Origin of the sequence: Dermabacter jinjuensis (assembly GCF_902381725.1) — a bacterium.
Lineage (GTDB): Bacteria > Actinomycetota > Actinomycetes > Actinomycetales > Dermabacteraceae > Dermabacter > Dermabacter hominis.
In genome coordinates this window covers 2,192,730-2,214,633 of record NZ_LR698963.1, presented here as the reverse complement: position 1 = coordinate 2,214,633, position 21,904 = coordinate 2,192,730, and the positions used below count along the sequence as shown (strand labels likewise).

At 61.7% G+C, this 21,904-nt stretch carries 37 protein-coding genes and 2 pseudogenes; 38 read left to right on the top strand and 1 reads right to left on the bottom strand.

The window, feature by feature from the left end; genetic code table 11:
- Window positions 1–200: 200 nt before the first annotated feature.
- The 23 genes and pseudogenes from FXY94_RS09900 to FXY94_RS10935 form a co-directional block, all read left to right on the top strand.
- Window positions 201–578, top strand: a pseudogene (locus tag FXY94_RS09900) (single-stranded DNA-binding protein); the annotation flags it as partial.
- Window positions 579–714: 136 nt separating this feature from the next.
- Entirely contained in the window at window positions 715–1,101 is a 387-nt protein-coding gene (locus tag FXY94_RS09895) for a hypothetical protein (protein ID WP_016664906.1), read from the top strand.
- Window positions 1,094–1,903, top strand: a complete 810-nt coding sequence (locus tag FXY94_RS09890) for a hypothetical protein (RefSeq protein ID WP_016664905.1) — start codon at window positions 1,094–1,096, stop codon at window positions 1,901–1,903. Before FXY94_RS09895 ends, FXY94_RS09890 begins: the two co-directional genes overlap by 8 nt.
- 1,173 nt (window positions 1,904–3,076) lie before the next feature.
- Window positions 3,077–3,235, top strand: a complete 159-nt coding sequence (locus FXY94_RS10855) for a hypothetical protein (protein WP_016664903.1) — start codon at window positions 3,077–3,079, stop codon at window positions 3,233–3,235.
- A 14-nt stretch (window positions 3,236–3,249) separates the two neighbouring features.
- Entirely contained in the window at window positions 3,250–3,468 is a 219-nt protein-coding gene (locus tag FXY94_RS09885; protein ID WP_016664902.1) for a hypothetical protein, read from the top strand.
- 109 nt (window positions 3,469–3,577) lie between these two features.
- The gene (locus FXY94_RS09880) at window positions 3,578–3,790 is read left to right on the top strand and encodes a hypothetical protein (RefSeq protein WP_016664900.1); all 213 of its coding nucleotides are present in this window, start codon (window positions 3,578–3,580) and stop codon (window positions 3,788–3,790) included.
- Window positions 3,787–4,095, top strand: coding sequence for a hypothetical protein (locus FXY94_RS09875; RefSeq protein WP_016664899.1), 309 nt, complete (start codon window positions 3,787–3,789; stop codon window positions 4,093–4,095). The genes FXY94_RS09880 and FXY94_RS09875 overlap by 4 nt, the downstream gene beginning before the upstream one ends.
- 175 nt (window positions 4,096–4,270) lie before the next feature.
- A complete protein-coding gene (locus FXY94_RS09870; RefSeq protein WP_016664897.1) occupies window positions 4,271–4,522 on the top strand; it encodes a hypothetical protein in 252 nt (83 codons plus the stop codon).
- On the top strand, window positions 4,519–5,154 hold the full coding sequence (locus tag FXY94_RS09865) for a hypothetical protein (protein ID WP_016664896.1): 636 nt from the start codon (window positions 4,519–4,521) through the stop codon (window positions 5,152–5,154). Before FXY94_RS09870 ends, FXY94_RS09865 begins: the two co-directional genes overlap by 4 nt.
- A gap of 166 nt (window positions 5,155–5,320) precedes the next feature.
- A complete protein-coding gene (locus tag FXY94_RS09860) occupies window positions 5,321–5,638 on the top strand; it encodes a hypothetical protein (protein ID WP_016664894.1) in 318 nt (105 codons plus the stop codon).
- The gene (locus tag FXY94_RS10850; RefSeq protein ID WP_016664893.1) at window positions 5,620–5,763 is read left to right on the top strand and encodes a hypothetical protein; all 144 of its coding nucleotides are present in this window, start codon (window positions 5,620–5,622) and stop codon (window positions 5,761–5,763) included. Before FXY94_RS09860 ends, FXY94_RS10850 begins: the two co-directional genes overlap by 19 nt.
- On the top strand, window positions 5,760–5,930 hold the full coding sequence (locus FXY94_RS10845) for a hypothetical protein (RefSeq protein WP_016664892.1): 171 nt from the start codon (window positions 5,760–5,762) through the stop codon (window positions 5,928–5,930). Before FXY94_RS10850 ends, FXY94_RS10845 begins: the two co-directional genes overlap by 4 nt.
- A 20-nt stretch (window positions 5,931–5,950) precedes the next feature.
- The gene (locus FXY94_RS09855; RefSeq protein WP_016664891.1) at window positions 5,951–6,382 is read left to right on the top strand and encodes a hypothetical protein; all 432 of its coding nucleotides are present in this window, start codon (window positions 5,951–5,953) and stop codon (window positions 6,380–6,382) included.
- Window positions 6,379–7,095: a pentapeptide repeat-containing protein gene (locus FXY94_RS09850; protein WP_016664890.1), complete on the top strand. Its 717-nt coding sequence runs from the start codon at window positions 6,379–6,381 to the stop codon at window positions 7,093–7,095. The genes FXY94_RS09855 and FXY94_RS09850 overlap by 4 nt, the downstream gene beginning before the upstream one ends.
- Window positions 7,092–7,253, top strand: a complete 162-nt coding sequence (locus tag FXY94_RS10840; RefSeq protein ID WP_016664889.1) for a hypothetical protein — start codon at window positions 7,092–7,094, stop codon at window positions 7,251–7,253. Before FXY94_RS09850 ends, FXY94_RS10840 begins: the two co-directional genes overlap by 4 nt.
- Window positions 7,250–7,702, top strand: a complete 453-nt coding sequence (locus FXY94_RS09845; protein ID WP_016664888.1) for a hypothetical protein — start codon at window positions 7,250–7,252, stop codon at window positions 7,700–7,702. Before FXY94_RS10840 ends, FXY94_RS09845 begins: the two co-directional genes overlap by 4 nt.
- Entirely contained in the window at window positions 7,699–8,061 is a 363-nt protein-coding gene (locus FXY94_RS09840; protein WP_016664887.1) for a hypothetical protein, read from the top strand. The genes FXY94_RS09845 and FXY94_RS09840 overlap by 4 nt, the downstream gene beginning before the upstream one ends.
- Window positions 8,054–8,338: a hypothetical protein gene (locus FXY94_RS09835; protein WP_016664886.1), complete on the top strand. Its 285-nt coding sequence runs from the start codon at window positions 8,054–8,056 to the stop codon at window positions 8,336–8,338. The genes FXY94_RS09840 and FXY94_RS09835 overlap by 8 nt, the downstream gene beginning before the upstream one ends.
- Window positions 8,325–8,570 (top strand): hypothetical protein, encoded by a 246-nt coding sequence (locus tag FXY94_RS09830; RefSeq protein ID WP_016664885.1) that lies wholly within the window; start codon window positions 8,325–8,327, stop codon window positions 8,568–8,570. The genes FXY94_RS09835 and FXY94_RS09830 overlap by 14 nt, the downstream gene beginning before the upstream one ends.
- Window positions 8,567–9,103 (top strand): hypothetical protein, encoded by a 537-nt coding sequence (locus FXY94_RS09825; protein ID WP_016664884.1) that lies wholly within the window; start codon window positions 8,567–8,569, stop codon window positions 9,101–9,103. The genes FXY94_RS09830 and FXY94_RS09825 overlap by 4 nt, the downstream gene beginning before the upstream one ends.
- Window positions 9,100–9,345, top strand: coding sequence for a hypothetical protein (locus FXY94_RS09820; protein ID WP_016664883.1), 246 nt, complete (start codon window positions 9,100–9,102; stop codon window positions 9,343–9,345). The genes FXY94_RS09825 and FXY94_RS09820 overlap by 4 nt, the downstream gene beginning before the upstream one ends.
- Before the next feature lie 363 nt (window positions 9,346–9,708).
- Window positions 9,709–10,290, top strand: coding sequence for a ParB/RepB/Spo0J family partition protein (locus tag FXY94_RS10940; protein WP_016664881.1), 582 nt, complete (start codon window positions 9,709–9,711; stop codon window positions 10,288–10,290).
- A complete protein-coding gene (locus FXY94_RS10935) occupies window positions 10,266–10,934 on the top strand; it encodes a DNA-methyltransferase (RefSeq protein ID WP_016664880.1) in 669 nt (222 codons plus the stop codon). Before FXY94_RS10940 ends, FXY94_RS10935 begins: the two co-directional genes overlap by 25 nt.
- Before the next feature lie 423 nt (window positions 10,935–11,357).
- Here FXY94_RS10935 and FXY94_RS11135 read toward each other — a convergent pair whose 3' ends face one another.
- Window positions 11,358–11,480: a hypothetical protein gene (locus tag FXY94_RS11135; RefSeq protein ID WP_016664877.1), complete on the bottom strand. Its 123-nt coding sequence runs from the start codon at window positions 11,478–11,480 to the stop codon at window positions 11,358–11,360.
- Between the two features lie 53 nt (window positions 11,481–11,533).
- On the opposite strand from FXY94_RS11135, the gene metK reads away from it, so the two are divergent.
- The 15 genes and pseudogenes from metK (at window position 11,534) to FXY94_RS09735 (ending at window position 21,888) form a co-directional block, all read left to right on the top strand.
- On the top strand, window positions 11,534–12,577 hold the full coding sequence (gene metK, locus FXY94_RS09800) for a methionine adenosyltransferase (RefSeq protein ID WP_040386584.1): 1,044 nt from the start codon (window positions 11,534–11,536) through the stop codon (window positions 12,575–12,577).
- Window positions 12,578–12,610: 33 nt separating this feature from the next.
- Window positions 12,611–12,703 (top strand): annotated as a pseudogene (locus tag FXY94_RS11225) (HGGxSTG domain-containing protein); the annotation flags it as partial.
- 57 nt (window positions 12,704–12,760) lie between these two features.
- Window positions 12,761–13,201: a hypothetical protein gene (locus tag FXY94_RS09795; RefSeq protein ID WP_147594919.1), complete on the top strand. Its 441-nt coding sequence runs from the start codon at window positions 12,761–12,763 to the stop codon at window positions 13,199–13,201.
- An 11-nt stretch (window positions 13,202–13,212) separates the two neighbouring features.
- Window positions 13,213–14,685: a phage terminase large subunit gene (gene terL / locus FXY94_RS09790; RefSeq protein ID WP_016664874.1), complete on the top strand. Its 1,473-nt coding sequence runs from the start codon at window positions 13,213–13,215 to the stop codon at window positions 14,683–14,685.
- 16 nt (window positions 14,686–14,701) lie between these two features.
- Window positions 14,702–16,198: a hypothetical protein gene (locus FXY94_RS09785; RefSeq protein ID WP_016664873.1), complete on the top strand. Its 1,497-nt coding sequence runs from the start codon at window positions 14,702–14,704 to the stop codon at window positions 16,196–16,198.
- Window positions 16,195–17,205, top strand: a complete 1,011-nt coding sequence (locus tag FXY94_RS09780; RefSeq protein ID WP_016664872.1) for a phage minor head protein — start codon at window positions 16,195–16,197, stop codon at window positions 17,203–17,205. Before FXY94_RS09785 ends, FXY94_RS09780 begins: the two co-directional genes overlap by 4 nt.
- Window positions 17,205–18,161, top strand: a complete 957-nt coding sequence (locus FXY94_RS09775; RefSeq protein WP_016664871.1) for a hypothetical protein — start codon at window positions 17,205–17,207, stop codon at window positions 18,159–18,161. The genes FXY94_RS09780 and FXY94_RS09775 overlap by 1 nt, the downstream gene beginning before the upstream one ends.
- Window positions 18,161–18,511: a DUF2190 family protein gene (locus FXY94_RS09770; protein ID WP_016664870.1), complete on the top strand. Its 351-nt coding sequence runs from the start codon at window positions 18,161–18,163 to the stop codon at window positions 18,509–18,511. The genes FXY94_RS09775 and FXY94_RS09770 overlap by 1 nt, the downstream gene beginning before the upstream one ends.
- A gap of 18 nt (window positions 18,512–18,529) precedes the next feature.
- Window positions 18,530–19,564 carry a phage major capsid protein gene (locus FXY94_RS09765; RefSeq protein ID WP_016664869.1) on the top strand — a complete coding sequence of 345 codons (1,035 nt, stop codon included), beginning with the start codon at window positions 18,530–18,532 and terminating at the stop codon, window positions 19,562–19,564.
- Window positions 19,565–19,649: 85 nt separating this feature from the next.
- Entirely contained in the window at window positions 19,650–20,024 is a 375-nt protein-coding gene (locus FXY94_RS09760) for a hypothetical protein (RefSeq protein ID WP_016664868.1), read from the top strand.
- Window positions 20,005–20,400 carry a DUF6093 family protein gene (locus FXY94_RS09755; protein WP_147594918.1) on the top strand — a complete coding sequence of 132 codons (396 nt, stop codon included), beginning with the start codon at window positions 20,005–20,007 and terminating at the stop codon, window positions 20,398–20,400. Before FXY94_RS09760 ends, FXY94_RS09755 begins: the two co-directional genes overlap by 20 nt.
- On the top strand, window positions 20,381–20,734 hold the full coding sequence (locus tag FXY94_RS09750; protein ID WP_016664866.1) for an HK97-gp10 family putative phage morphogenesis protein: 354 nt from the start codon (window positions 20,381–20,383) through the stop codon (window positions 20,732–20,734). The genes FXY94_RS09755 and FXY94_RS09750 overlap by 20 nt, the downstream gene beginning before the upstream one ends.
- The gene (locus FXY94_RS09745) at window positions 20,731–21,123 is read left to right on the top strand and encodes a hypothetical protein (protein WP_016664865.1); all 393 of its coding nucleotides are present in this window, start codon (window positions 20,731–20,733) and stop codon (window positions 21,121–21,123) included. The genes FXY94_RS09750 and FXY94_RS09745 overlap by 4 nt, the downstream gene beginning before the upstream one ends.
- The gene (locus FXY94_RS09740) at window positions 21,107–21,328 is read left to right on the top strand and encodes a hypothetical protein (protein WP_016664864.1); all 222 of its coding nucleotides are present in this window, start codon (window positions 21,107–21,109) and stop codon (window positions 21,326–21,328) included. The genes FXY94_RS09745 and FXY94_RS09740 overlap by 17 nt, the downstream gene beginning before the upstream one ends.
- Complete coding sequence (locus tag FXY94_RS09735; RefSeq protein ID WP_016664863.1) at window positions 21,328–21,888, top strand: phage tail tube protein; 561 nt, start codon at window positions 21,328–21,330, stop codon at window positions 21,886–21,888. Before FXY94_RS09740 ends, FXY94_RS09735 begins: the two co-directional genes overlap by 1 nt.
- Window positions 21,889–21,904: the final 16 nt, after the last annotated feature.

Below are 21,904 nucleotides of genomic sequence, written 5' to 3'. Positions count from 1 at the left end.
CAGCCCGGCGAACCTCGTGCTGTTGTGCGGGTCCGGCACGACGGGTTGCCACGGCTGGATTGAGTCTCACCGTGCTGAGGCGTTAGCGGCGGGGTGGCTCATCTCGAAATGGGCGGACCCGTCTACCACACCAATAAAAACGAGCCGGGGGACGATCCGGCTCACGGACCACGGAACCATCATCACGATTGGAGAAACACATGGCTAACGAAACGCAAATAACGATTATCGGCAACTTGACCGCCGCGCCGGAGCTTCGGTTCACGAACTCCGGTGTCCCGGTCGCGTCGTTCACGGTTGCCTCGACCCCGCGCACGTTCGACAAGCAGTCCGGGGAGTGGAAGGACGGCGAGGCGCTTTTCATGCGGTGCAGCGCGTGGCGTGACATGGCTGAGAACGTCGCCGAGTCCCTCACGAAGGGCGCGCGCGTAATCGTTCAGGGCCGCCTCCAGCAGCGCTCCTACACGGATAAGGAAGGCAACCAGCGCACCGGGATTGACCTCCAAGCGGACGAGGTGGGCGCTTCGCTTCGGTACCACACGGCGACGCTCACGCGCGCTAACAAGCAGCAGGCCGGGTGGCAGTCCGATAACTACCAGAGCAGTTCGTTCAGTAACGAACCGGCACCGTTCTGACCCACAGCCCTAGACCTACTGCGGGTGGCGGCGGTTCACGACCGATCTAGGGCACGCAGCAGACCGAAAGGAGAAAGACATGAGGCAGTCCTTCACCGTGGACATTCCACAGGGCTTAGTCGTCACGTCTAACGCGAACGCGCACAAGTGGCGGCGACACAGGACGAGGGAGTGGTGGCGTGATGTCGTCCCGGACCTCGTGCCTATGGGCCGCGCGAACGTTTATGTGGGGATCACGAAACGAACGCGAGGCAAGTACGACCCGGCGAACCTCACGGACACATTCAAGGGCTGCGTCGACCAGCTCGTGGAGAACGGCGTGCTTGAGGACGACGACTACACGCACGTGACTGGCCCGCTCGTGTATCACGAGGCCGTAGACCGCGAGGTGCCAGTGGAAACGATTAGGGCGCGCGTGACGCTCACCCCGTACGCGTCGATTCTTGAGGAGGGCGACTGTGAGTGACCGTTGGGGAAAGATTCACGGCGACTTGTGGATTCACGACAAATTTTTGACGTTGAGCGCTGAGGCCGGATGGCTTTGGACGCGCGCGCTGTCATTTTCGATAGCTCAGAAAACGTTCGGGGAAATCAGCCGCGGCGCGCTCATCGCTATCCGTGGAACGGACGAGGCAGCGGCGGAACTCGTGGACGCTGGCCTGTGGGATGAGACGGCGAACGGGTGGCGGCTTCACGACTGGGACGACCACCAGCAGTCACGCGAGGACGCGGAGGAGTTGTCACGTAAACGGTCGGAAGCAGGCAAGAAGGGCGGCCGCCCGCGCAAGACCGCTAAGCCTGTGACCAGCGGAAACGAGCAAACTGTAAGCAAGTCGAAACCAAACGAAAACCAAATTGGTTTCAACTTGCCTAGCAACGTGAAAGCAAACGAAAGCAACCGAAAAGCAGAACAAGAACAAGAACAAGAACAAGAAGTTAACCCCCCAACCCCCCGACGGGGGGCGTACCCTCCCGACTTCGAGGACTTCTGGGCGATCTACCCGAAACACGCCGGGAAGCGTGACGCGTTCAAGGCCTGGAAGGCCGCAGTGAAGCGCGCAGACCGCGAAACGATCAAGGCCGGGGCGAGAACATACGCGGACGACCCGAACCGCGAACCAACATTCACAAAGCACCCGGCGACATGGCTACGCGCGGACTCGTGGGACGACGAACCGATAACGGCGAAGATCACGCCGCTTCAGCGAGACAGGTACGCATCGTCTGCCTATGGCCTCCTTCAAGCACACGCGGAGCTTGCACGATGACGGGGATCGTGAAGATCGGGAACGTGCTGGCCGAGCTAGAGACCGCGCGTGAAAGCACCCCGGCTGAAGTCACGGCGAATCCTGACGGCACCGCCGCTGTCGTGCGATGGGTAGGCACACCACCGACAGATGACTGGGTGACGAAATACCTGAATAGCCTCGTAGCAGCAGGCCTCGTGAAAGAGTTCGCGGCAGCAGATGACCCGGCAGTGAGGGCGCAGAACGTCGAACGGTTGGAGGCATGGCGGCGTGCTGTCAGTGGCCTTCCGGTCGAGGGACTAATCGCGGCGCGGCAACATTTTGAACGCGGTGGTGAGATTCCGGGCGGGCGTTGGTATCTACGCCCCGCGGATGTGTCTGGGTGGGTTCGCAGGCGCGCAGAGCGGGACCGGGGGGACCTGGCGTGCCCGGATCACCCGGGCGAGTGGAAACACTCGTGCTTCCCGTGCAGGGAGAAGCGACGCAAGGAAGCGGCTTCGCCAGAAACGATTAGGCGGATTAGGGAAGCGATGAGGAGAGGCGAGTTGAGATGAATCGCTGCGGTGTGTGTAACGGTCCGACGATGACGGGTGCGATCTGCAACCCGCACTGGAAGGAGCTGGACGGGCTTCTCGCGCAGTGTGCTGGGATCGATAGTGATCTGGAGGCAGCTGTGGGGAAGCGGCTTCGGTTTGGTGAACGCGTGCGGCGTGGGACGACTCAGGGCCTGTTGGTGTCACCTGCTGCGGTTGAGGCTAAGACGGTGCTGGAGCAAGTGTTGCGAGGCGCTGGGCGTGCGTTGGGGTTGCCGGTGGGGGATTCGTCAGTGGGGGAGGCTGCGAGAGTTCTGCGGAGGTCTGGGCGGCTTCGTGGTTCGTGGGTTGCCCCGGCGCTGTTAGGTGAGCTTGGCCCGGCGGTTGCTGGTGTGTTGCGTGTGGTGGATCGTCCTCGGGGACGTGTGGTTGTGCGTGTGCCGTGTCCGAAGTGTGGTGGGGGTCCGTTGGTGCCTGTGATGGGTGCGTTGGGGTGTCGTGCGTGTGGTGGTGTGTCGTCGGTGCGTGAGGTTCGGGCGGGTACGTGAGGTGGCGTAGGGAATATTTTTTTGGCTAAAAAGTGGCATTAACGCAACTCGTGTGTATATACTAGTTGCAACAGCGCAACACAAAGGGGCGCTACCAAACAAGGAGACAACAAATGACCACCAACCTCACCACCATCGCCTTCCACCTCGGCACCACCACACGCCAAGTCAAAGAAGCAGCGGAGCGCCTCGGCTACACCGTCACCCATACGGCGCAAGGGTGGGTGACCACGGACGACACAACCGATCTCCGTGCAGCCCTCGCTAACTGAAAGGACCCCAGCAAATGACCACCGAAACCACCTGGGCCGACTTCGTGAACGGAATCATCTACAACGACACTGCGACCTTCAAGGCTCGCCGATACGTCCTCAATCAGATGATCGACGCCGCGAGCAACCTCCCCGAGTTCAAAGACGGGGAGCGCACAAACACCTCATGGATCAAGGAATACGCCCTCGAGGGTCTCAAGACCCTCTGGGACCTCGAGAACATCGAAGACTGAAAGAGACACCAATGAACACGCACCGCAAGACCTACAGCAGCATCCGCGATATCAAGAAAACTCTCACGGCGAAGCCCGGCAAGCGCGCCGCCACTGTGAAGGCCGCGTGATGCTCAGAGACCCCAAGAGCGCTGAGCAGATGATTCTCAACCAAATTACCGACGTCATCTACAAGGCCCACCACCATGCCTACCTCTACGACTTCAAAGACGAATGGGCCGAATACGTGACCGCCCTCTCCCTCCACCGTCTCGCGAACGCGTGGGAGCGCCGCGTCGAAATCGCCGAAGCCACCGCACGCCAGAAAGGAATCGACCTATGACCGCCACAGCACACGCCCGAAACACCGACCCCCACACCTCACACGAGGCCGCCGCCACAGTGAAAGTCACCCGGAACCGCCTCGCCCTCCTCACGTTCATCAAAACTTCCATGCCCCGCCAGTTCACCGACAAGCAGCTAGTGGCCGCGTACACGAAGGCTCAGGGCCGCCCCGGCGTACCCGAACAGGCCGAGTCCGGCATCCGCACGAGGAGGAAGGAACTCGCGGACGCGAACCTCCTCCACAATATCGGTACCGTGCGGAACGGCCGCCGCCCCGAACAGCTCTGGGAGGTCGCCGCCTAATGCGCCACCACATTCTGACCCTGACCAACCCGTCCACGTCCTACGTGGAAAGAACCCGCAGGCGACTAGCTAAGCGATACCCGTCCACCCTCGTATTCACCCGCGACGGAGGAGACGTGCACTTCTACGAATACGAAAACGACAACGCATTCACCGCAAGAAAACGAGGCCTGAAATGAGTCCCATCCCCGAGGGCGGCTACCACCTCATCAACCCGCCGGAGGTCGACGGCCCGCCGTGTAGTGAATGCGGTGAAGAGCTGGAAGAACAACACACCGTGTGGCGCGACGGCATCGGAATCTGCGCGTGGTGCATCGAACTCGAAGACGTGACAGACGCGCTCACCACGGCACTACCGAAAACCGAAGCTAAGGAACTCGCCGAACTGATCTGCAACACGCTCATCGACAGGAGCCTGGAAGTATGAAACTCGAAAAGTGCCCAGACTGCGGCCGAACCGAAAACAACAACCCCACCGGAATCCCCGGCCGCCACCAGTGCGCACAAATCCGAACTGTGCGTGACACGATCGCCGGGTACGTAGACGAACCGACCGCGCAATACCTCGCCGAAACGGTGTGCGACAACATCACACGGCAGTGGTCTCGCGCGTGGACGGATAAATCAACGGACCTCGCGTTCATGGCTCAGAACCGCCACTGGATCGTCAACGAATTCGCGAGCGAGATCGACCAACCGTTTAAGGCCGCGGCGAAGATGGCGTTCGATACGGGCTTCAAGTACGCGTTCGAAATGCTGACGTTGCAGGAAGTCAGGAGCCGCGCAAAGTTAGTGAACGCCTGCCTCACGTCCACTGTCACGCCGATCCTAATCGCCACCAAGGAGTATGCGGACTCGCTACCTATCGGGACTATCGCGCGACGAAATTCCGCGATGAGCACGATGTGGGAAGACCGTAAATGGCAGGACGTTGCCGTAAAGAGTGAAGACGGGTGGGTCACGACAACGGACGGCCCGGACGGTTCGAGCGACGTAGTGGTCGGCTGGGAAGAGCTACCGAACTTCGACCTCGCCGCCGTTGAAACGGAGGAGCCGTGAAACGCCACTGGTGCGCGACTGTCGGAGCCCTAGCCGTAATCCTCACCGCACGCGCCTACGTGCAAAAGCGCTTCCGTCAATTCTTAGTCGATAGCGCGAATCTGAAACGAAACATCACAGTCGAGGCAATGGCCGCGCGCGGTCTCACCAACCGAAAGGCCCCAAAATGACCCACGAACAAACCGGCTACACGCCCGTCGAGCTCGAGACCGTCGACCAAGTGAACGCCCTCCCAATCGGCACCGTCGCTACCTACATCGCGCGCTACGAAAGCGCATGGGACAGCTACGACATTGCGGTCATCAAAGACGAAATTGAAGACGCGGTCATCAAAGACGAAATTGAAGACGCGGCCTTCAAAGACAAATCGGGCTGGATCGGCACACCGCCCAAACACTTAATTCCGGAAGACCTCATCGGCTGGATCGCCCTCATCCCCACCCGCCACAACGAAACGGACACGAAATGCTCCCCCACGAAGTAGACCGCATCGCCTACCACGCGCACCTCGCCCGCGAGCGCGAACGCGCCGAACTCCAAGACCTCAAAGATGACTGGCACGCACAAGCCGCCGAAGACGACCGATACACCGAAAAGGACGAAGCATGAAACGCCACGCAAACAACCGCGAACCGTCAACCGAGAACACCGCCCACTCGCCCTCGAGCTTTGAAGAAAACCTCGCGACGGCCATCCGGCAAGCCGCTACCCATATCCGTGAAGCCCTCACCCGAGATCCCGAAGACTTCAAAAACAGCCTGGACCTCACCAAATAACCACCCGCAAGGAGAAGAAAATGGAAAACACTAGCCGCGGCCTCGAACTCACACACACCGATTGGGGAAGTGACGCGCAACTACTCTTCAACACTGTGAGAACCGCCGTCCTCACCAGGGCGACAGAGCTCAAACGGCAAATCGAAAGCGGCACCCCAGGAAACTCCATATTTCATGCGAACACCATCGCCGCGATCTCGGAAATATGGTTCTGGACGCACAAAGTCTCCTGCGACTACGAAGACACCCCTGCCGTGCTCATCGCCGTCCCGAAATACGCGCGCCACATCAGCGAATGGCGCGAAGAAGACGGCCCCGTTCTCTGGTGGCGCGACACCCCCACAGCACGCCCATACGTGGGAACCAGACACGACAAAGGCTTCGACGTCACCTACAAGTGGTGGTCCCCCATCGACATTCCCGAAATCCCCGAAAGTGAGGCACGCGAATGACCATGAACGCCCAGAAGATCCAAGACTGGCGCGACGCTCACCCCCGCAAGACACTCACCGAAGAACTCCTGCTGGGAATCCTCGAAACTATAACGTTGCAGGGAACCAACCTATTCGGGGCAAATCTGCGCGGCGCTGATCTGCGGGGGGTCGACCTGAGTTGGACTGACATGTTCGAGGTGGACCTGCGCGGAGCCGACCTACGCGAGGCCAACCTGTTCGGGGCAGCCCTTCCCGAAGCCAACCTGAGCGACGCCGACCTAGATTGCGCCAACCTACGCTGGGCTGACCTGTATGCGGCTTCCCTACAGGAAGCGCACCTATGTGGAGCCGACATGCAAGGTGCCGACCTACAGCGGGCTAACCTCCGCGGTGCTGACCTCACTTGGGCCAACCTCACCGGGATCAACCTCGCCATGGCAGACCTGTTAGACGTAGATCTATGCGGCGGAATCTCTCTAGATGGCGGCTACTTCATCCCCACCCCTGCCGGGTGGCGCATCACCATCGGACCCTGGAAACACAAAACCCTCGACGAGTTTCGTGCGCTCATCGATGACCAAGCCGCACGGCCAGGAGCTGAAGGCGCTGAACGTGAACGCTGCCGCCCCATCCTCGCCGGACTACTAGACATATGTGAAGCGCATGCCGCCGCACACCCCGGCATCGTGTACGAACTCGCCAAAATCCACGGGACGGAAGAGGAACAGTGACCACCTGCCTGAAATGCGGCGATGACACAGACCGCGAACTATGCGACACGTGCAACACCACCGAAACAATCCGCACCGAACTCGAACCACACCTCGGGTCGTCGATCGCGGCAGAACTCGCAGACAAACTCGCAGACCTACTCAAGGAGCAGGAATGACCGAAAAACATTACGCTCATGTTACCCGCGACCGCACGCGCCTACGCCGCCTCGCACACCAGCGACCCGTCACCCGCCAAGACATCCTCGACCACTCGCTAATCACCGTCACATGCAGCAACCCAAGCGCGTGCGAAGGCTGGATCAAATGCTGGGGCGACCACGACGGGTACGACCCCGACGACCCCGATTCACCCGCTTACGACGAGTGGGAGGGCGTGATGATCCACGGCAAGATCCACGACTGGCACAGCATATACGGCTGGGTAACCGAACACCCGGGGTGCCCCGTAATCGACCACACGCCCGAGCAGGACTTCTACGGCATCGACACTAGCCGCGACGGCACCTACCTACTCGACATCGACTGGGACGACATCACTTGTTTCATGACCGTCGTCCGCCGAGTATCTGACGACCCCAACTGGAAACCGGAGGAGCAGGAATGACCACCACCGACACACTGGCCGAGCGCATCGGGCGCATCCTGAACGAGGAGGGCTGGACTTTCGAGGGCGTCCACGAGCCGGGGGAGTACGACGAGTGTGAGGACTGCCGACTCGCGGTCGACCCTATCGCGGCAAGGATCGCCACCGTGGCGCACGCTCACCTTGCCGCGCAGGAGCCGACCGACGCCGAGGTCGAAGCCGCCTGCGCAGGGTTCTACAACGACCCGAGCGGCCTGACCGACTGGACGAAGCTCGCACGGGTCGATCCGGTCCTCGCCGACCGCTACCGCGCCGGTATGCGTCGCGCCCTGCCCGCGGCCCGTACCACCCGACGAGACGAGGAGAAGCGAGATGACTGACAGCCCGTTCAAGACCTACGAGGTGACGACTGTCCGAACCGTCACCGTCGCCACAATCACCGAAGAGAACATCGGCCAGATCGCCGCGCTCATCAAGGGGAAGGTCGACTACTCCGGCGAGTCCCCAACGCTCATCGATCCAAACCGGAGCATCGGCATGATCTGGCGGCTCGGCATGACGGTCGGGCTTCTCGGCTCAAGCCTCGTAAACGAGAGCGGCGTTCTGACCGACCGCGACGTGACCAACGTGAAGGAGGTCCCCGATGACCGACAGTGAGTATGTGCCGGGCGAGCGCAAGGTCCGCGCAGACTTCGTGCTGGCCCGCACCCGCAACTTCGACAGCTACATGATGGGCCGCCCCCTCGCGTCGGAGCAGGAGCGCTACGGAGACGAGTTCGACCGCTGGCTCAACCAGGTAAAGGCCGAAGCGTGGGAAGAATGCGCCGCCAAGATCGAGATGCAAGGCACAGTACAGATCCCCGACAACCCATACAAGGAGCAGAAATGACCCTCACACTCGAAACCGCGCTACACGCAATCGACAAATACGGCAAAATATTCAACATCGTCGACGACGCAGACCCCCTCAGCGCCTACAGCGTAACCCGTGAGCAGGCCATCGAATCCAACAAGTTGAGATACCAGTTCACCCCATGCATCGTGGTCACCACCGCCCGCGAAGCCCTCGAAGCCGCGTGGGAACTCGCGCACCCCGCCTCCAAAACAATCACAACAATCCAGCCAGGAACACCGTTCATTACGCGCGGTCCCGAAAAGATCAGCTTCATCCACGAGGGGTACGACTTCACCTTCACAATGACCGAAATCGGCGAAGTAGAATACCGATTCCTCACGCCACTCCACGCGTCCGAACCGTGGGAGACCTCCCGCTACTGCTACGCGGACGGCGACATTTACAAGCGCATCCACGTCCTCGGCGAAACCTTCTGGCTGCGCCCCGGCTACAAAACCACCTACTACCGCGACGCCATCGCAAAACTCAACCCCAAACCACTCCACATCGGAGGAGAAACAGAATGAACGAAACCCTCATTAGCAAAACGTTACAAGCGTACGGCGTAGACCTCACCCGCATACCTTCGGACGTGACCATAACTCCATGCTGGGACCGCGCTGAGCAGCACGTCACGGGGATCTACGTTGAAACGTTCTGCTTCGGTGAACACGGTGAACTACTACGTGATGAATCGACGAACGACATCGTTACCCGGAACGTGTTTCACCCGGAACCTAAATCAACCCAAAATGAAGCACACGACTAAACGCTCACGAAAGGCAGTAAGTGAACCGGCCACTAATCGACACTGAGACCGCAGCCTACGCCGCAGGCGTGAGTGAACGCCGCGTCCGCCAACTCGTGCAAGCAGGGAAGCTAACCAACTACGGAACACGCAACCGCATTCGTATCGACTACGACCAACTAGCGGAAATCAGACACCTATAAGCGTGTCACGGTTGCCTACTTGACACGGTTTCCGCTAACTTAGTGTTGAATGGACAAGAGTCCAACCAAGCCCCGCAGGCACACAAGCCGCGGGGCTTTACTCATGCCCAAAAGACCACCGCTAGGCGGACACCAAGGGCGCGGCATACACCCGCCTAGCGGCCCAAACGAAAGCCCCCACATGCAACACGACCTCACCCCGCATGATCTACCCCTCGCCGACCTCACACTCCTACCCGGCAACCCCCGCCAAGGCGACATCGGAGCCGTCTCCGAATCCATGCGCGTCAACGGCGTGTACCAACCGATCATCGTCAACAAAGGCACGAAAACCGGCCGCCCCAACGAAATCATCGCAGGCAACCACCGCGCACAAGCCGCTAAAGCACTAGGCCACAAAACGATCCCCGCTATCGTCCTCGACCTCACGGACGAGGAAGCAAAACGGATCGCCCTCGCAGATAACCGCACGAGCGACCTCGCCGACTACGACAACGACGCACTCCTGCTCATGCTGCAAGACCTCCCCGACCTCGCGGGCACAGGCTACGACGGCGACGACCTAGACGAGCTGCTTGCAGAACTCAACACAGAAAGCCCAGACGAAGGGCTTACAGACCCCGACGAAGCGCCTCCCCCCCCGATTCGCCGATTGCGAAACCAGGGGATGTCTTTACGCTCGGTAATCATCGCGTACTGTGCGGAGACTCCACCAGTAAAGAAGCCTTTGAGACGCTCATGGGCGATGAGCGGGCCGACCTAGTTTGGACTGACCCACCGTACGGCGTCGCCTACGAAGGCAAAACAAAAGAAAAACTCACCATTCAGAACGACGCACTGAATCTCGAACAACTGACAGAGTTCTTGCACGAAGCGCTCGAAGCGGCTAAGAGCGTCACAAAGCCCGGGGCGATCTGGTACGTCGCTGCACCACACGGCCCAATGGGGCACGCCTTCGGCACTGTCCTCCTGGATCTCCAAATCTGGAAGCACTCCCTCGTCTGGGTGAAGAACACTTTTGCCCTGGGCAGGGGGGACTACCACTACCGGCATGAAGCGATCTTCTATGGCTGGACACCAGGAGCCGCTCGACTCCACCCTCTCGAGGCACGAGACCAAGACACTGTTTTCGAGTTCGATAAGCCAGCACGGAACGCAGAGCACCCGACCATGAAACCGGTCGCCCTGATCGTGAAGGCGCTCGAAAACTCGTCAAACAAGGGCGATGTTGTTCTAGATCCGTTCGGGGGATCAGGGTCAACGCTTATAGCCTGCGAGCAAACTAGCCGGAGAGCGCGGCTTATTGAACTTGAGCCTAGGTATGTTGACGTGATTTGTCGACGGTGGCAGGAGTACACGGGCCGAACCCCTTTGAGAGAGGGACGGCCCGTGTCGTTCATCTCTTAGCGTTCCGCCAATTGCCTCGCCCGGGTCGCTTCGCATTCCAGGCATCGACTGTCTCGGGCAGCCAGCCGCGTGTCTGTCGCCGTGCCTTGTCGCCGATTACGGCGTCTGGCTCGGGGAGTTGGTACTTGGAGAGTGACCGTTCGGCTACTCCGATGCGTTCTGCGAACTGGGAGACGGATAGGAACTCTAGTGGCTTGTCGCCCATTTGACTCCTCGGATTGCAATGTATGCGAGGCTGCATGTGCCAGCGATCGCGATTGTGGCTGTGCTGTATGGGTGGCTTGACGTGAGGTAGGCGACCGCTGCTATGGCGGCGAGTGGGCCGAGGCTCTTGAGGTGTTCCATGGTCTTGTCCTTTGTTTGAGATGATGGTGGTCGGGTGGCCCCGCGATTCCAGGTCTATCGCGGGGCCACCCTTTGCGGTTATTCGCGTTTGCGCTTCTTGCGCTTCTTTGGTGGTGGGTTTCGTAGCGCTTTGATGATTGCTGCGATGCCGAATAGCGTCGCGAAAATTATCTCGGCTACTCCGTGAAGGCTGTTGCCCATTGTCTCCTCCTTTCTTGTCCTTACACAACAATAATACCGCGCCACACGGTATTATGCAACCCAAACAACAAGGAAAAATGTTCACAACCGAATCCGTAACCGCAGGCCACCCCGACAAACTCTGCGACGCAATCAGCGACGCAATCCTCGACACCGCCCTCACCCAAGACCCCAACGCACGAACCGCAGTCGAAACACTCGCAACCCCAGGCCGCATCACCCTCGCCGGCGAAGTCACGACGACCGCCACCCTCGACACGGCCCGCATCGTCCGAGACACCCTCACCCACATCGGCTACAACCCCGACCAATACGTCGTGGACGACCTCATCGCCAGCCAGTCCCCCGACATCGCCCAGGGCGTCGACACAGGCGGCGCAGGCGACCAAGGACACATGTTCGGGTACGCCGTGGACGCACCCGGCTACCTCCCCGCCCCCGTCACCCTCGCACACCGCCTCGCCCGCGCCGTCCACGCCAACCCCTTCGGCCTCGGCCCAGACGGCAAGACGCAGGTCACCTTCGACGGCGACCAGCTCCGCACAGTCCTCGTCTCCGTACAGCACCCCAGCTCACTGGAGCAGGCAGAGGTCCGCGAGCAGGTGCAGCAGGTGATCGCTCCGCACGTCGATCTGACCGGCGTAACCCTCCTCGTCAACCCGACGGGCCGATTCGTGCTCGGTGGCCCCGACGCAGACACCGGACTCACCGGACGCAAAATCATCGTCGACACCTACGGCGGATACGCCCGACACGGCGGCGGAGCCTTCTCCGGAAAAGACCCCTCCAAAGTCGACCGCTCCGCAGCCTACGCAGCACGACAAGCCGCCCTCTCCCTCATCGCCAACGGCTACGCCACAGAATGCGAAGTACAACTCGCATACGCCATCGGCATCCCCGAACCCGTCTCAATCCACGTCGACACAAAAGGCACCGGCAACACCAAAGCCGCAGAAAAAGCCCTCACAAACATCGACTTCACCCCAACCGGCATCACACAACGCCTCAACCTCCGACAACCGATCTACACCAACACCGCAGCGTACGGCCACTTCGGACGCCCCGACTTCCCTTGGGAGCAACCACTTAACCTCTAACCCCTTGCATTCCTCACCCCACGGAGGCACCCCATGCAATGCAAAGCCAAAACCCGCTCCGGCGACACCTGCAAAAACCACCCAATCAAGGGATCCACGGTGTGCCGCATGCATGGAGGGTCCTCCCCTCGGGCGAAGGAAGCAGCGGCCCGTAGGTTGCAGGAGCAGGCAGCGGAACGTGAAGTGCTCAAACTTGCTCACCCGATCACCGTAGACCCGTCGAAGGCTCTCCTGGACTTGGTGCATTCCACCGCGGGTGAGGTCGCGTACTGGACGGCGCGGGTAGACCACCTACAGTCCACGGACGAGAAGCGCCTTACGAACGGCCTCACTAAGGTGACGGAGGGGAAGGACCGGGGCGGGGTAACGACTCTACGCCAGGTGGAGGCGACCCCGGCGGTCGAGTACAGGATGCTGGTGGACGCGAAGAACCGTCTCGCACAGTACGCGTCCGCCGCGCTGCGTGCTGGAGTAGAGGAACGCCGCGTGAAGCTGGCGGAGTCGCAGGGCGCGTTGGTTGCTCAGGCGATCCGCACCGTCCTGGACGGGCTACGACTCACCGCGGATCAGCAAGCGTTGGTACCGCAGATTGTCCCGCAGGCGCTAAGGATGCTGACACAGTAAAGGGGGTGCGTGTGGACGGCCTGGACTGGGTGGAGGCCGCCGCGCGCCTGTTTGAACCGTCGGTGCGGTCCCGCTGGGAGTCACCGGGTGCGCTAGCGCTGGACCTGGACGCGGGGACGGTGCAGACACCGGCTCTTGATTTGATCGACCAGGCGCTTGTGGACGCGGTGACGACACCGAACGCGCGGTTGATTATTTCGATGCCCCCGCAGGAGGGTAAGTCACAGCGCGTATCTAGGTGGTTTCCGCACTGGGTGCTCACTCGTGACCCTGACACGCGCATCGCGATCGCCTCGTATGAGCACGGCATGGCACGCAGGTGGGGCCGCACGATCCGGACTGATATCGAGCAGTACCCCAGCACAGGTCTCAGTATTGCCTCGGATCAGGGCGCGCAGCATGACTGGCGGCTCAACGGCCACCAGGGCGGCGTATACGCCACAGGTATCGGCGGCGCACTCACGGGCCGCCCCGTCGACCTCCTCCTGATCGACGACCCGTTCAAAGACCGCGCACAGGCGGAGTCCGCGACTATCCGAGAGAACGTGTGGAACTGGTGGACCGACGTAGCATCGACCCGCCTCGCACCCGGTGCCCCAGTCATCCTGATCATGACCAGGTGGCACCACGACGATCTCGCGGGCCGACTGCTCGCGGATGCCCCGGACACGTGGCGGTTCCTCAACATTCCCGCACAAGCGACCGGGGACGATGACCCGCTAGGCCGCGCCGAGGGCGAGTACCTCACGTCTACCCGCGGCAGGGACGAGCAGGACTGGGAGCGGATCAAACGCCAGGCGGGGCCACGCACGTGGAATGCCCTATACCAGGGGAATCCGACACCGGAGACCGCTGGAGTATTCCCCACTGAATGGCCGCGCTACACCCACCCACTGTGGACCGTAGATCACGAGGGCCGCCACATTCTTCCGCAGGCGTTCGACCGCGTTATTCAGTCGTGGGACTTGACGTTCAAAAACAGCGCGACATCGGATTATGTCGCGGGGCAGGTGTGGGCGTTGCAGAACGGGCGCGCCTACCTTCTCGACCAGACACGAGCCAGGTTGGACTTCACGGCCACGTTGGACGCGATTCTCGCGATGACCGCGAAATGGCCACAAGCCCAGCAAGTGTTCGTTGAGGACAAAGCGAACGGCCCCGCCGTAATCACGTCACTACGCGCGAGAGTCCCGGGCATCACCCCGGTGGAGCCGGACGGCGGGAAATACGCGCGCGCGGTCGCGGTCCAACCATTCACCGCCGCCGGAGCCGTGTATCTCCCGGCACCTGACCTACTGCCTAACGTTTCCACCCTCATCGAGGAAGCCCGGGACTTCCCGGACGCGGCTCACGACGACACGGTGGACGCGCTCACTCAAGCACTGAACCAACTGTTCCTCACGCCGCTACTGACGGGCGGCGGGGACATTCTCACCGCTGACGACTTGTTGGACCTCCGGATGGAGGACTTCGGCGGCTACTAAAGGAAGGACACCACGCATGGGTTTGTTTGATTTTCTGAAACCGGCTCGTGTCGTGGAATCCCTCGCGGACGTGTCCCTCCATCTTGAGGACCGCGGCTGGCGTCACCTCACCGAAGACCCGGACACGGTGTCAGATGCGGCGCGGTTGAGTGCAGCTCGTGACGCGCGCGCCCTCGTCGTCGCCCACCCCCTCGTGCGGCGTGGTGTCGCGTTGCGCTGTTCGTACGTGCACGGCAATGGCGGCCCGCAGGTCACGGTGGAGCACGAGAACCCTGACGTCGCGGAGACTGTCGCGGCGTGGTGGGGCATGCCAGAGAACGTGAAAGCCGTTACCGGACCTGAAGCCCGCGCACGCCTCGAGCGTTCGTTGACGACGGACGGCAACGTGTTTATTGCCGCGTTCACGAATCCCACGACCGGCGTGGTTCGTTTGCGGACTCTCCCGTTCGAGGAGATCACCGCGATACACACTGACCCGGGCGACCGCCTCACCGTCCAGTTCTACGAGCGCCGCCACACGGTGAACGACCGCGAGCAAGTCACGCTCTACCCGGACATCACGCACCAGCCCGCACAGCGCCCCCGCATGATCGACGGGAAACCTGTCCGGTGGGACGCGCCTGTCCGCCACGTGAAGATCAACGACCTGGACGGCTGGCTTTACGGTCTTTCCGATCTCGTGTCTATCGCGCCGTGGGCACGCGCGTACCGTGATTTTCTCGCGGACTGGGCGAAGCTCATGCGGTCCCTATCCCAGTTCGCTTGGCGCGCTACGGCGGACGGGAAGCGGGCACGCCGCGCTGCACAAGCCCTCACGCGCATGCCCGCCGGTGTCCCGGAACTCGGCTCGAGCGCGGGCGCGACATACGTCCAGGGCGTGGGGGAGTCCCTGGAGGCGATCCCGAAGACCGGCGCGACTATTGACGCGGACTCGGGCCGCCCGATCCTCGCGATGATCGCGTCCGGCCTGGACGTGCCGATCACCATGCTCACGGGTGACCCTGGCGTGACGGGTGCACGCGCGACCGCTGAAACACTTGATGAACCCATGTATCTCGCAATGCAGGCACGCCGGGACGTGTGGGCAGCCGCGTACCGTGATCTCACTGAGTACACGATCGAGGCGGCAGTGCGTGCACCGCAAGGCCCCTTGCATGGCGTGATTGTTCGTGATGATTGGGCGCAGACTGAACGCGCTGAACTCGACGGCACCGTCCCGGTCGTGAAGGTCGCGTGGCCGGACCTCTCCACCAACACGGTGAGTGAACTCGTGAACGCCCTCGCGACCGCGGACGCGACCGGAAAACTTCCCCCGCTCATCATCGCCCGCGAACTCCTCACCGCCCTAGGTGTGGAGAACATCGACGACGTGCTGGACGAACTCACGGATGACGAAGGGCAGTGGCGCGACCCGTACCGCACTGTTGGTGGTGTGTTGACTCGCGCGGTGAAGGACGGCACGGACCCCGCTTCGCTGTTGGATCAGTTCGGCCGGTTCGGAGGCACTGAGTGAACCCAGAGGACGTTTACCGGCTCGAGGCAGCAATGCAGGCCGCGATGGACACACACCTCGACCACCACACTCGTGAACTAGCGAAGGCATGGACCCGCGTGTGGGTGGACGTGGCAGCGGAGGTCGAGGCGTCAATTCTGGGGCAGGTCGCGGCGGGCAACGTTGATGACGCTGTGCCGCTGGACCCGCGCCGAACTAAAGCCGCCCTACGGGTGATCGAACAGAACCTGGATGACCTCGCGGCGTTCACAACCGACACACTCACCGACTCGTTGCCGGACGTTATTAGTCTCGGCGTGGAGGGCGAGACGGCGATGTACACCGCGCAGGGTGTGCCGTCTTTCCGTCGCGCTGACACTGAGCAGATCAACGCGATGGTCGCCCGCTCAACGGAACAAATCACGTCCACCACATGGCCCGCCCTATCCGATACGCACGCGGCTATCGCACGGCGATTGAACCGCGCTGTCGCCCTCGGTGACAACCCCCGCCTCGTCGCTCAACAGATCGTGGCGGACTGCGAGCGTGACATGAACATGAGCCTCGCCCGCGCCCTCAACACCTCACGCACCGAAATGCTCGACGCGATGAGGCTCGGCCAATACGTGACGGACCTCCAGAACCTCGACATCCTTCAAGGCTGGGTGTGGATCACCCACTTGGACGCGAAAACCTGCGGGTCATGCATCGCCCAACACGGCACCATGCACCCCCCGGAAGAGGAAGGCCCACTGGATCACCACAGTGGCCGTTGCGGCCGGTTGCCGGTCACGAAGTCATGGGCGGCACTCAGCTTCACCGGGATAGACGACGGCCTTCCAGGCTTGGAGGACGGGGAAACATGGTTCAACAGTCAGGACGAGGACACGCAGGTGGGGATTCTCGGGCGGCGCGGCTTCAACGCTTGGAAACAAGGAGACTTCCCGATCTCGGCGTGGTCGGTGAGGCGAGACAACGCGAATTGGCGGCCCGGCTACTTCATGGCGAAACCACCGAAAGGCTACTAATGAAACTAACTGAAACGTTCGGCACTGTCGCCCCACACGGGGAAGGCCGCATGCTCGTGCAGATCATCACCCCCGGTATCGGGTCGTCCGGCGTGTACCCCGAGGAGACACTGAAAGCCGCGGCCGCGGAGCGTGTGTTCGCGAAGGGCACACAAATGTTCGCCGACCACCCCTCGGTCGCGGAAACACAAGACCGCCCGGAACGATCCATCAAGGACCTCGCCGGTGTCCTCACCGAGGACGCTTACTGGGACGGCACCGCCCTCGTAGCAGAAGCTCAAACGTTCGAGCCGTGGCGGTCCGTCATCGCGGGCATGCATGACGCTATCGGCGTATCGATCCGCGCGACCGGCACCGTCACTGAATCCGACGAGGACGGACGACCGATTATTACGTCACTGGATGAAGCCCTCTCGGTGGACTTCGTGACGAAGGCCGGGCGCGGCGGCAAAGTTCGTGAACTGTACGAGTCCGCGCGCCGCACCCTCAATGAGACTCCCGCCCACCCGGGCCGGGCCAGCAAGAAAGAAATGAAGGAGAACCAGGTTATGGAGATTCAGGAATCTCAGTTCCAGGCGCTCACGGAGAAGGCTAACCGGGTGGAAGCCCTCGAAGCCGAACGTGACACCGCTATTGAACGAGCCGAAACTGCTGAGAAGGCACTGAAGGATGCGTTCGAGTCCGCAGACATGGCAGCCGTCGACAAGACCATCAGCGAAGCAGACGCGGACTTCAACCGCCTCGAAACCGCAGGACTCAAGGCAGCTATCACCCGCAACGACGACGGCCGCGTGAACCTCGAAGCGTTCAAGGCCGCCGTTGAGGCAGCAGCCGCCGACAAGCGCACCACCACGGGTGAAGGCACCCCCACGGGTGTAGGCCCCAACATCAACGAATCCACTGACCTGAGCGACGACGAACTTCTCGCCGCTCTCACCGCGAAGGAGACACGCTAATGGCAACTAACGAAATTTTCCGTCACGCAGACCACCTGTCGGTGCCGGTGAAGGCGGGCGTGAAGTCCGGCGACCCGGTTCGTGTCGGTGTCCTGAACGGTGTCGCCGTAACCGGTCGCGGCGAGGGCGGCAACCCCGCTGACTCGGCGACCGTGTGGTTCTCGGGCGCGTTCAACCTTCAGGTGAAGGGTGCTGTCAAGAACGTCGGCGACCCGATCTACATCACGGACTCGGGCCTCGCCGCGTCCGGCACGACCGTGTTCGGTGCCGCCTACGGCACGCAGGCAAGCGACGGCGTTATCGCCGTGAAGATTCTTCAGCCCGGCACCGCACCCGCGGTAGCGGCCTAACCAGTTAGGGGAGACTAAGTGTCTAACAAGCAAATTCTCGAAGCGTACCGTCTGTTCGACCGCGCCTCGTCCGGTGACTACCGCGCGAAGGCCGACATGGTGGAGTCGCTCACCACTAGCGACTTCCCGCAGCTCCTCGGCCGCGGGTTTAACACGAAGCTCGCTGCCGCCTATCAGGCGCTCACGCCGGTGTGGTCGCAGTACTCGACCCGCACCACGGTGCAGAACTTCAAGCCGCAGACGTATAAGCAGCTTCTCGGCTATAACGGCCTCGAACTCGTCCCGGAAGCAACCGAGTACCCGGCGGGGGACTTCTCCGAGACGAAGTTTGAGTTCCAGGCCCGCAAGTATGGCCGCCGTCTCGGCCTCACGTACGAGATGATCGTGAATGATGAACTGGGCGCGTTCCGCAACATTCACGACACGCTCGCGCAGGCCGCCCGCGACCTCGAAGGCACCGCGACCGCGGACGCGCTTCTCAACGGTAAGCGCACGGACGTGAACACGGACTTCTTCAAGGCCGCTAACGGTAACGCCCCAGAGTCGGCAGCGCTCACCCGCAAGTCGCTCCAGGAAGCCATTGAAACTGTCTCGCAGAAGCGCGACGTGAACGGTCGCCCGCTCGTCCGCCCGAACCTCGTTCTCGTGGTGCCTCCGGCTCTCGAGTTCCAGGCACGTGAGATCGTAAACGCCTCGCAGATCCGCCGCACCGACGGCGACACTGAGGTGACGTCGGCGAACATTCTCGCCGGTGCTGTCACTGTCGTGGTTGACCCGAACCTCATGCGTTCGACTCACGCGAAGGCCTCCAAGACGTGGTTCCTTCTCCCGGCACCGAACACGGCGCGCCCCGCACTCGTGACCGCGTTCATGTCCGGGCATGAGACTCCTGACCTTCGTTACAAGAACGACCAGGGTAACCGTGTTGGCGGCGGTTCGATCCCGGTCGGCGAGGGCTCGTTTGATGACGACACGATTCAGTACCGTGTCCGCCACATTGTTGGTGCCGCAGCTATCGACCCGACGTTCACGTTCGTGTCCCGCGGCAACTGACATCAAAAGCAGGGGCGGCCAGTTATTTGGGTAATGGGGGACTGGCCGCCCCGCCCCCTGTTCTTTCTAATCTTTGGAGGCAACCGTGCTTATCGACACCGTGCGCACACTCGTTGGCGCTACAAGCGACCAACTAGCAGACGACACGATTGTGGCACTCGCGAACGTCCTCGGCGTAGACCTGGACTCGACGGACCTCCAAGCAACCCTCCGCGTTGCAGTGCTCGCCGCGGAAACACTCGCCGCGAACGCCACCCGCATGGTCGGCGTAACCCAGGTGGAAGACATCACCGTCGCGTGGGACAAACAGGCAGACGCGTGGCTGAAAGTCGCTGAACGCCTCCGCGCGCGACTGGATGACTTGACGGTGGCAGACGATGACGGCGGACCGTTCGTTGTCGAGTTCCGCCACCACACTCGCAGTAACGAGGCGGTGGAGCGTGGATTCAATTCTTTCTAACGCCCGCGCTATCCAGGAGGCCGTGATGGTTGACCGCGTTCGGGTCGAGCGGGTCACGGGAACGTTCAACCGTGCCACGGGGGAGACGGAGGAAACGACCACTGTCGTGTGGGAGGGCAAGGCGCGGCTACCTCGGGCCGATGCCGCGTCCCGCGTCCCGCACCTCGCGGGGGAAGCAACACCCGCTGACCCGGTCGTGATTATCCCGTGGAACGCCGACGGGGTAGAGGCTAACGACCGCGTGACCATCACGGAATCTATATCCCCAGGCATGGTGGGCCGCGTCCTGTGGGTAACAGACACGTCACCCCGCACATTCCAGTCCGCTATCCACCTGACGTGTAGGGAGGTTCGTGATGCTTCACGGCTCGAATGAGATAAACCGTCTCGCGAACGACCTCGCGGCGGCCCCGTTGAAAGCACAACGGCGCGCCACTACCGCGCTTGGTAAAGCCGTGAAAGACATTGAGGCGACCGCGAAAACACTCGCCCCCGTCGACACTGGTTTCCTTCGTTCGAGTATTAGCTCGGATGTTTCGGTGCGCGGTTCGAGTATCCGCGGCGAGGTAGGCCCAACCGCTAATTACGGCGCTTACGTCGAGGGCGGAACACGTAGGCAACGCGCACAACCGTACCTGCGGCCCGCCACGGACATGATCGTCCCACGGTATGAGGACGCGGTTGCTCAGATTACGGAGGACTTGCTGTGAACCCGTTCGACGTTTTCGACGCAGCCGTTCGACTTCTCGAACCGCTCGGCGTTCCGGTCAACCCGAAGGACGCACCGGCCCGCATGATCCGCGTGTCGATCACTCCCGGCACGGTTGGCAACCGGCGCATGTCTGCCGCAGCCGTTGATCGCGTGCACACATTGACCGTGATGTGTGTCGGGCAGACCGAAGAGGAAGCCACATGGCTCGCCTACTACGTCACCGACATGTTGGACGGCGCGCGCACCGGCACACCGGACGGCACGTTCACCGACACATCATTCGACGGCGACCCGCTACCCGAAACCGCCACGGCCCCACGGTCGTGGAGCAAGACACTCACGTTCCAGTGGACAACGAAACGGAGACGACATGAACGCGAAAAGTAAACCCGCCCAAGTAACCGAACCGTACAAGCACCCGGGGGAGTGGGTTCGCGCGAAGCACCCCACCTCTGGTGCCCACTACACGACGACCCGCGCACTCGCAACAAAGGCAGGCGCGGAGATTCTCGAAGGACACCCCGCCGTCGATCGTTACGGCAAGCCCCTGCCAACGAAACCGCGTATCGAACTCACTAAGGAGACAAAGTAATGAGCGACCAGGCACTCAAGATCATTCAGTCCACCACCGGCATGGACGGTGTTATCGCCTCCGGTAACACGCCCCTGTGGATCGTTCAGAAGGAAACCATCGGCGCGCCTCTCACTGATCAGGCGAAGACGTTCCCGCTGACGGCTCTCACGACCGCCGCGGACACGGTGAAGGCCGATTGCCACATGAACATGGACGGGTTCTCGGCGACCCGTAACCTCACGAACCGTGACCGTAAGCGCATGTGCGAGAAGTTCACGCAGTCCGTGAAGACGGGCGAGTCGATCGACCTCACGCTGACCGCGATCTATGACCAGCAGGCTGGCGCGGAAGATCTCATTAACGCCGTGTACACGGCTCTCCCGGAGGGGCAGTCCGTCTATGTTGTGCAGGCGTTCGGGTGGGACTCGCAGAAGCCCGTCACGGCTGAAACGAAGGTGGACGTTTACCGCATGAACGTGCAGCAGCGGTCGAAGAATCAACCGGTGGATGGTGAAGACCTCATGTTCACCGCTACGGGTTCGGGCGACCTGTATTTGCAGGACGTGAAGCTCGCCTAATAGTCGTGGGGCCGTC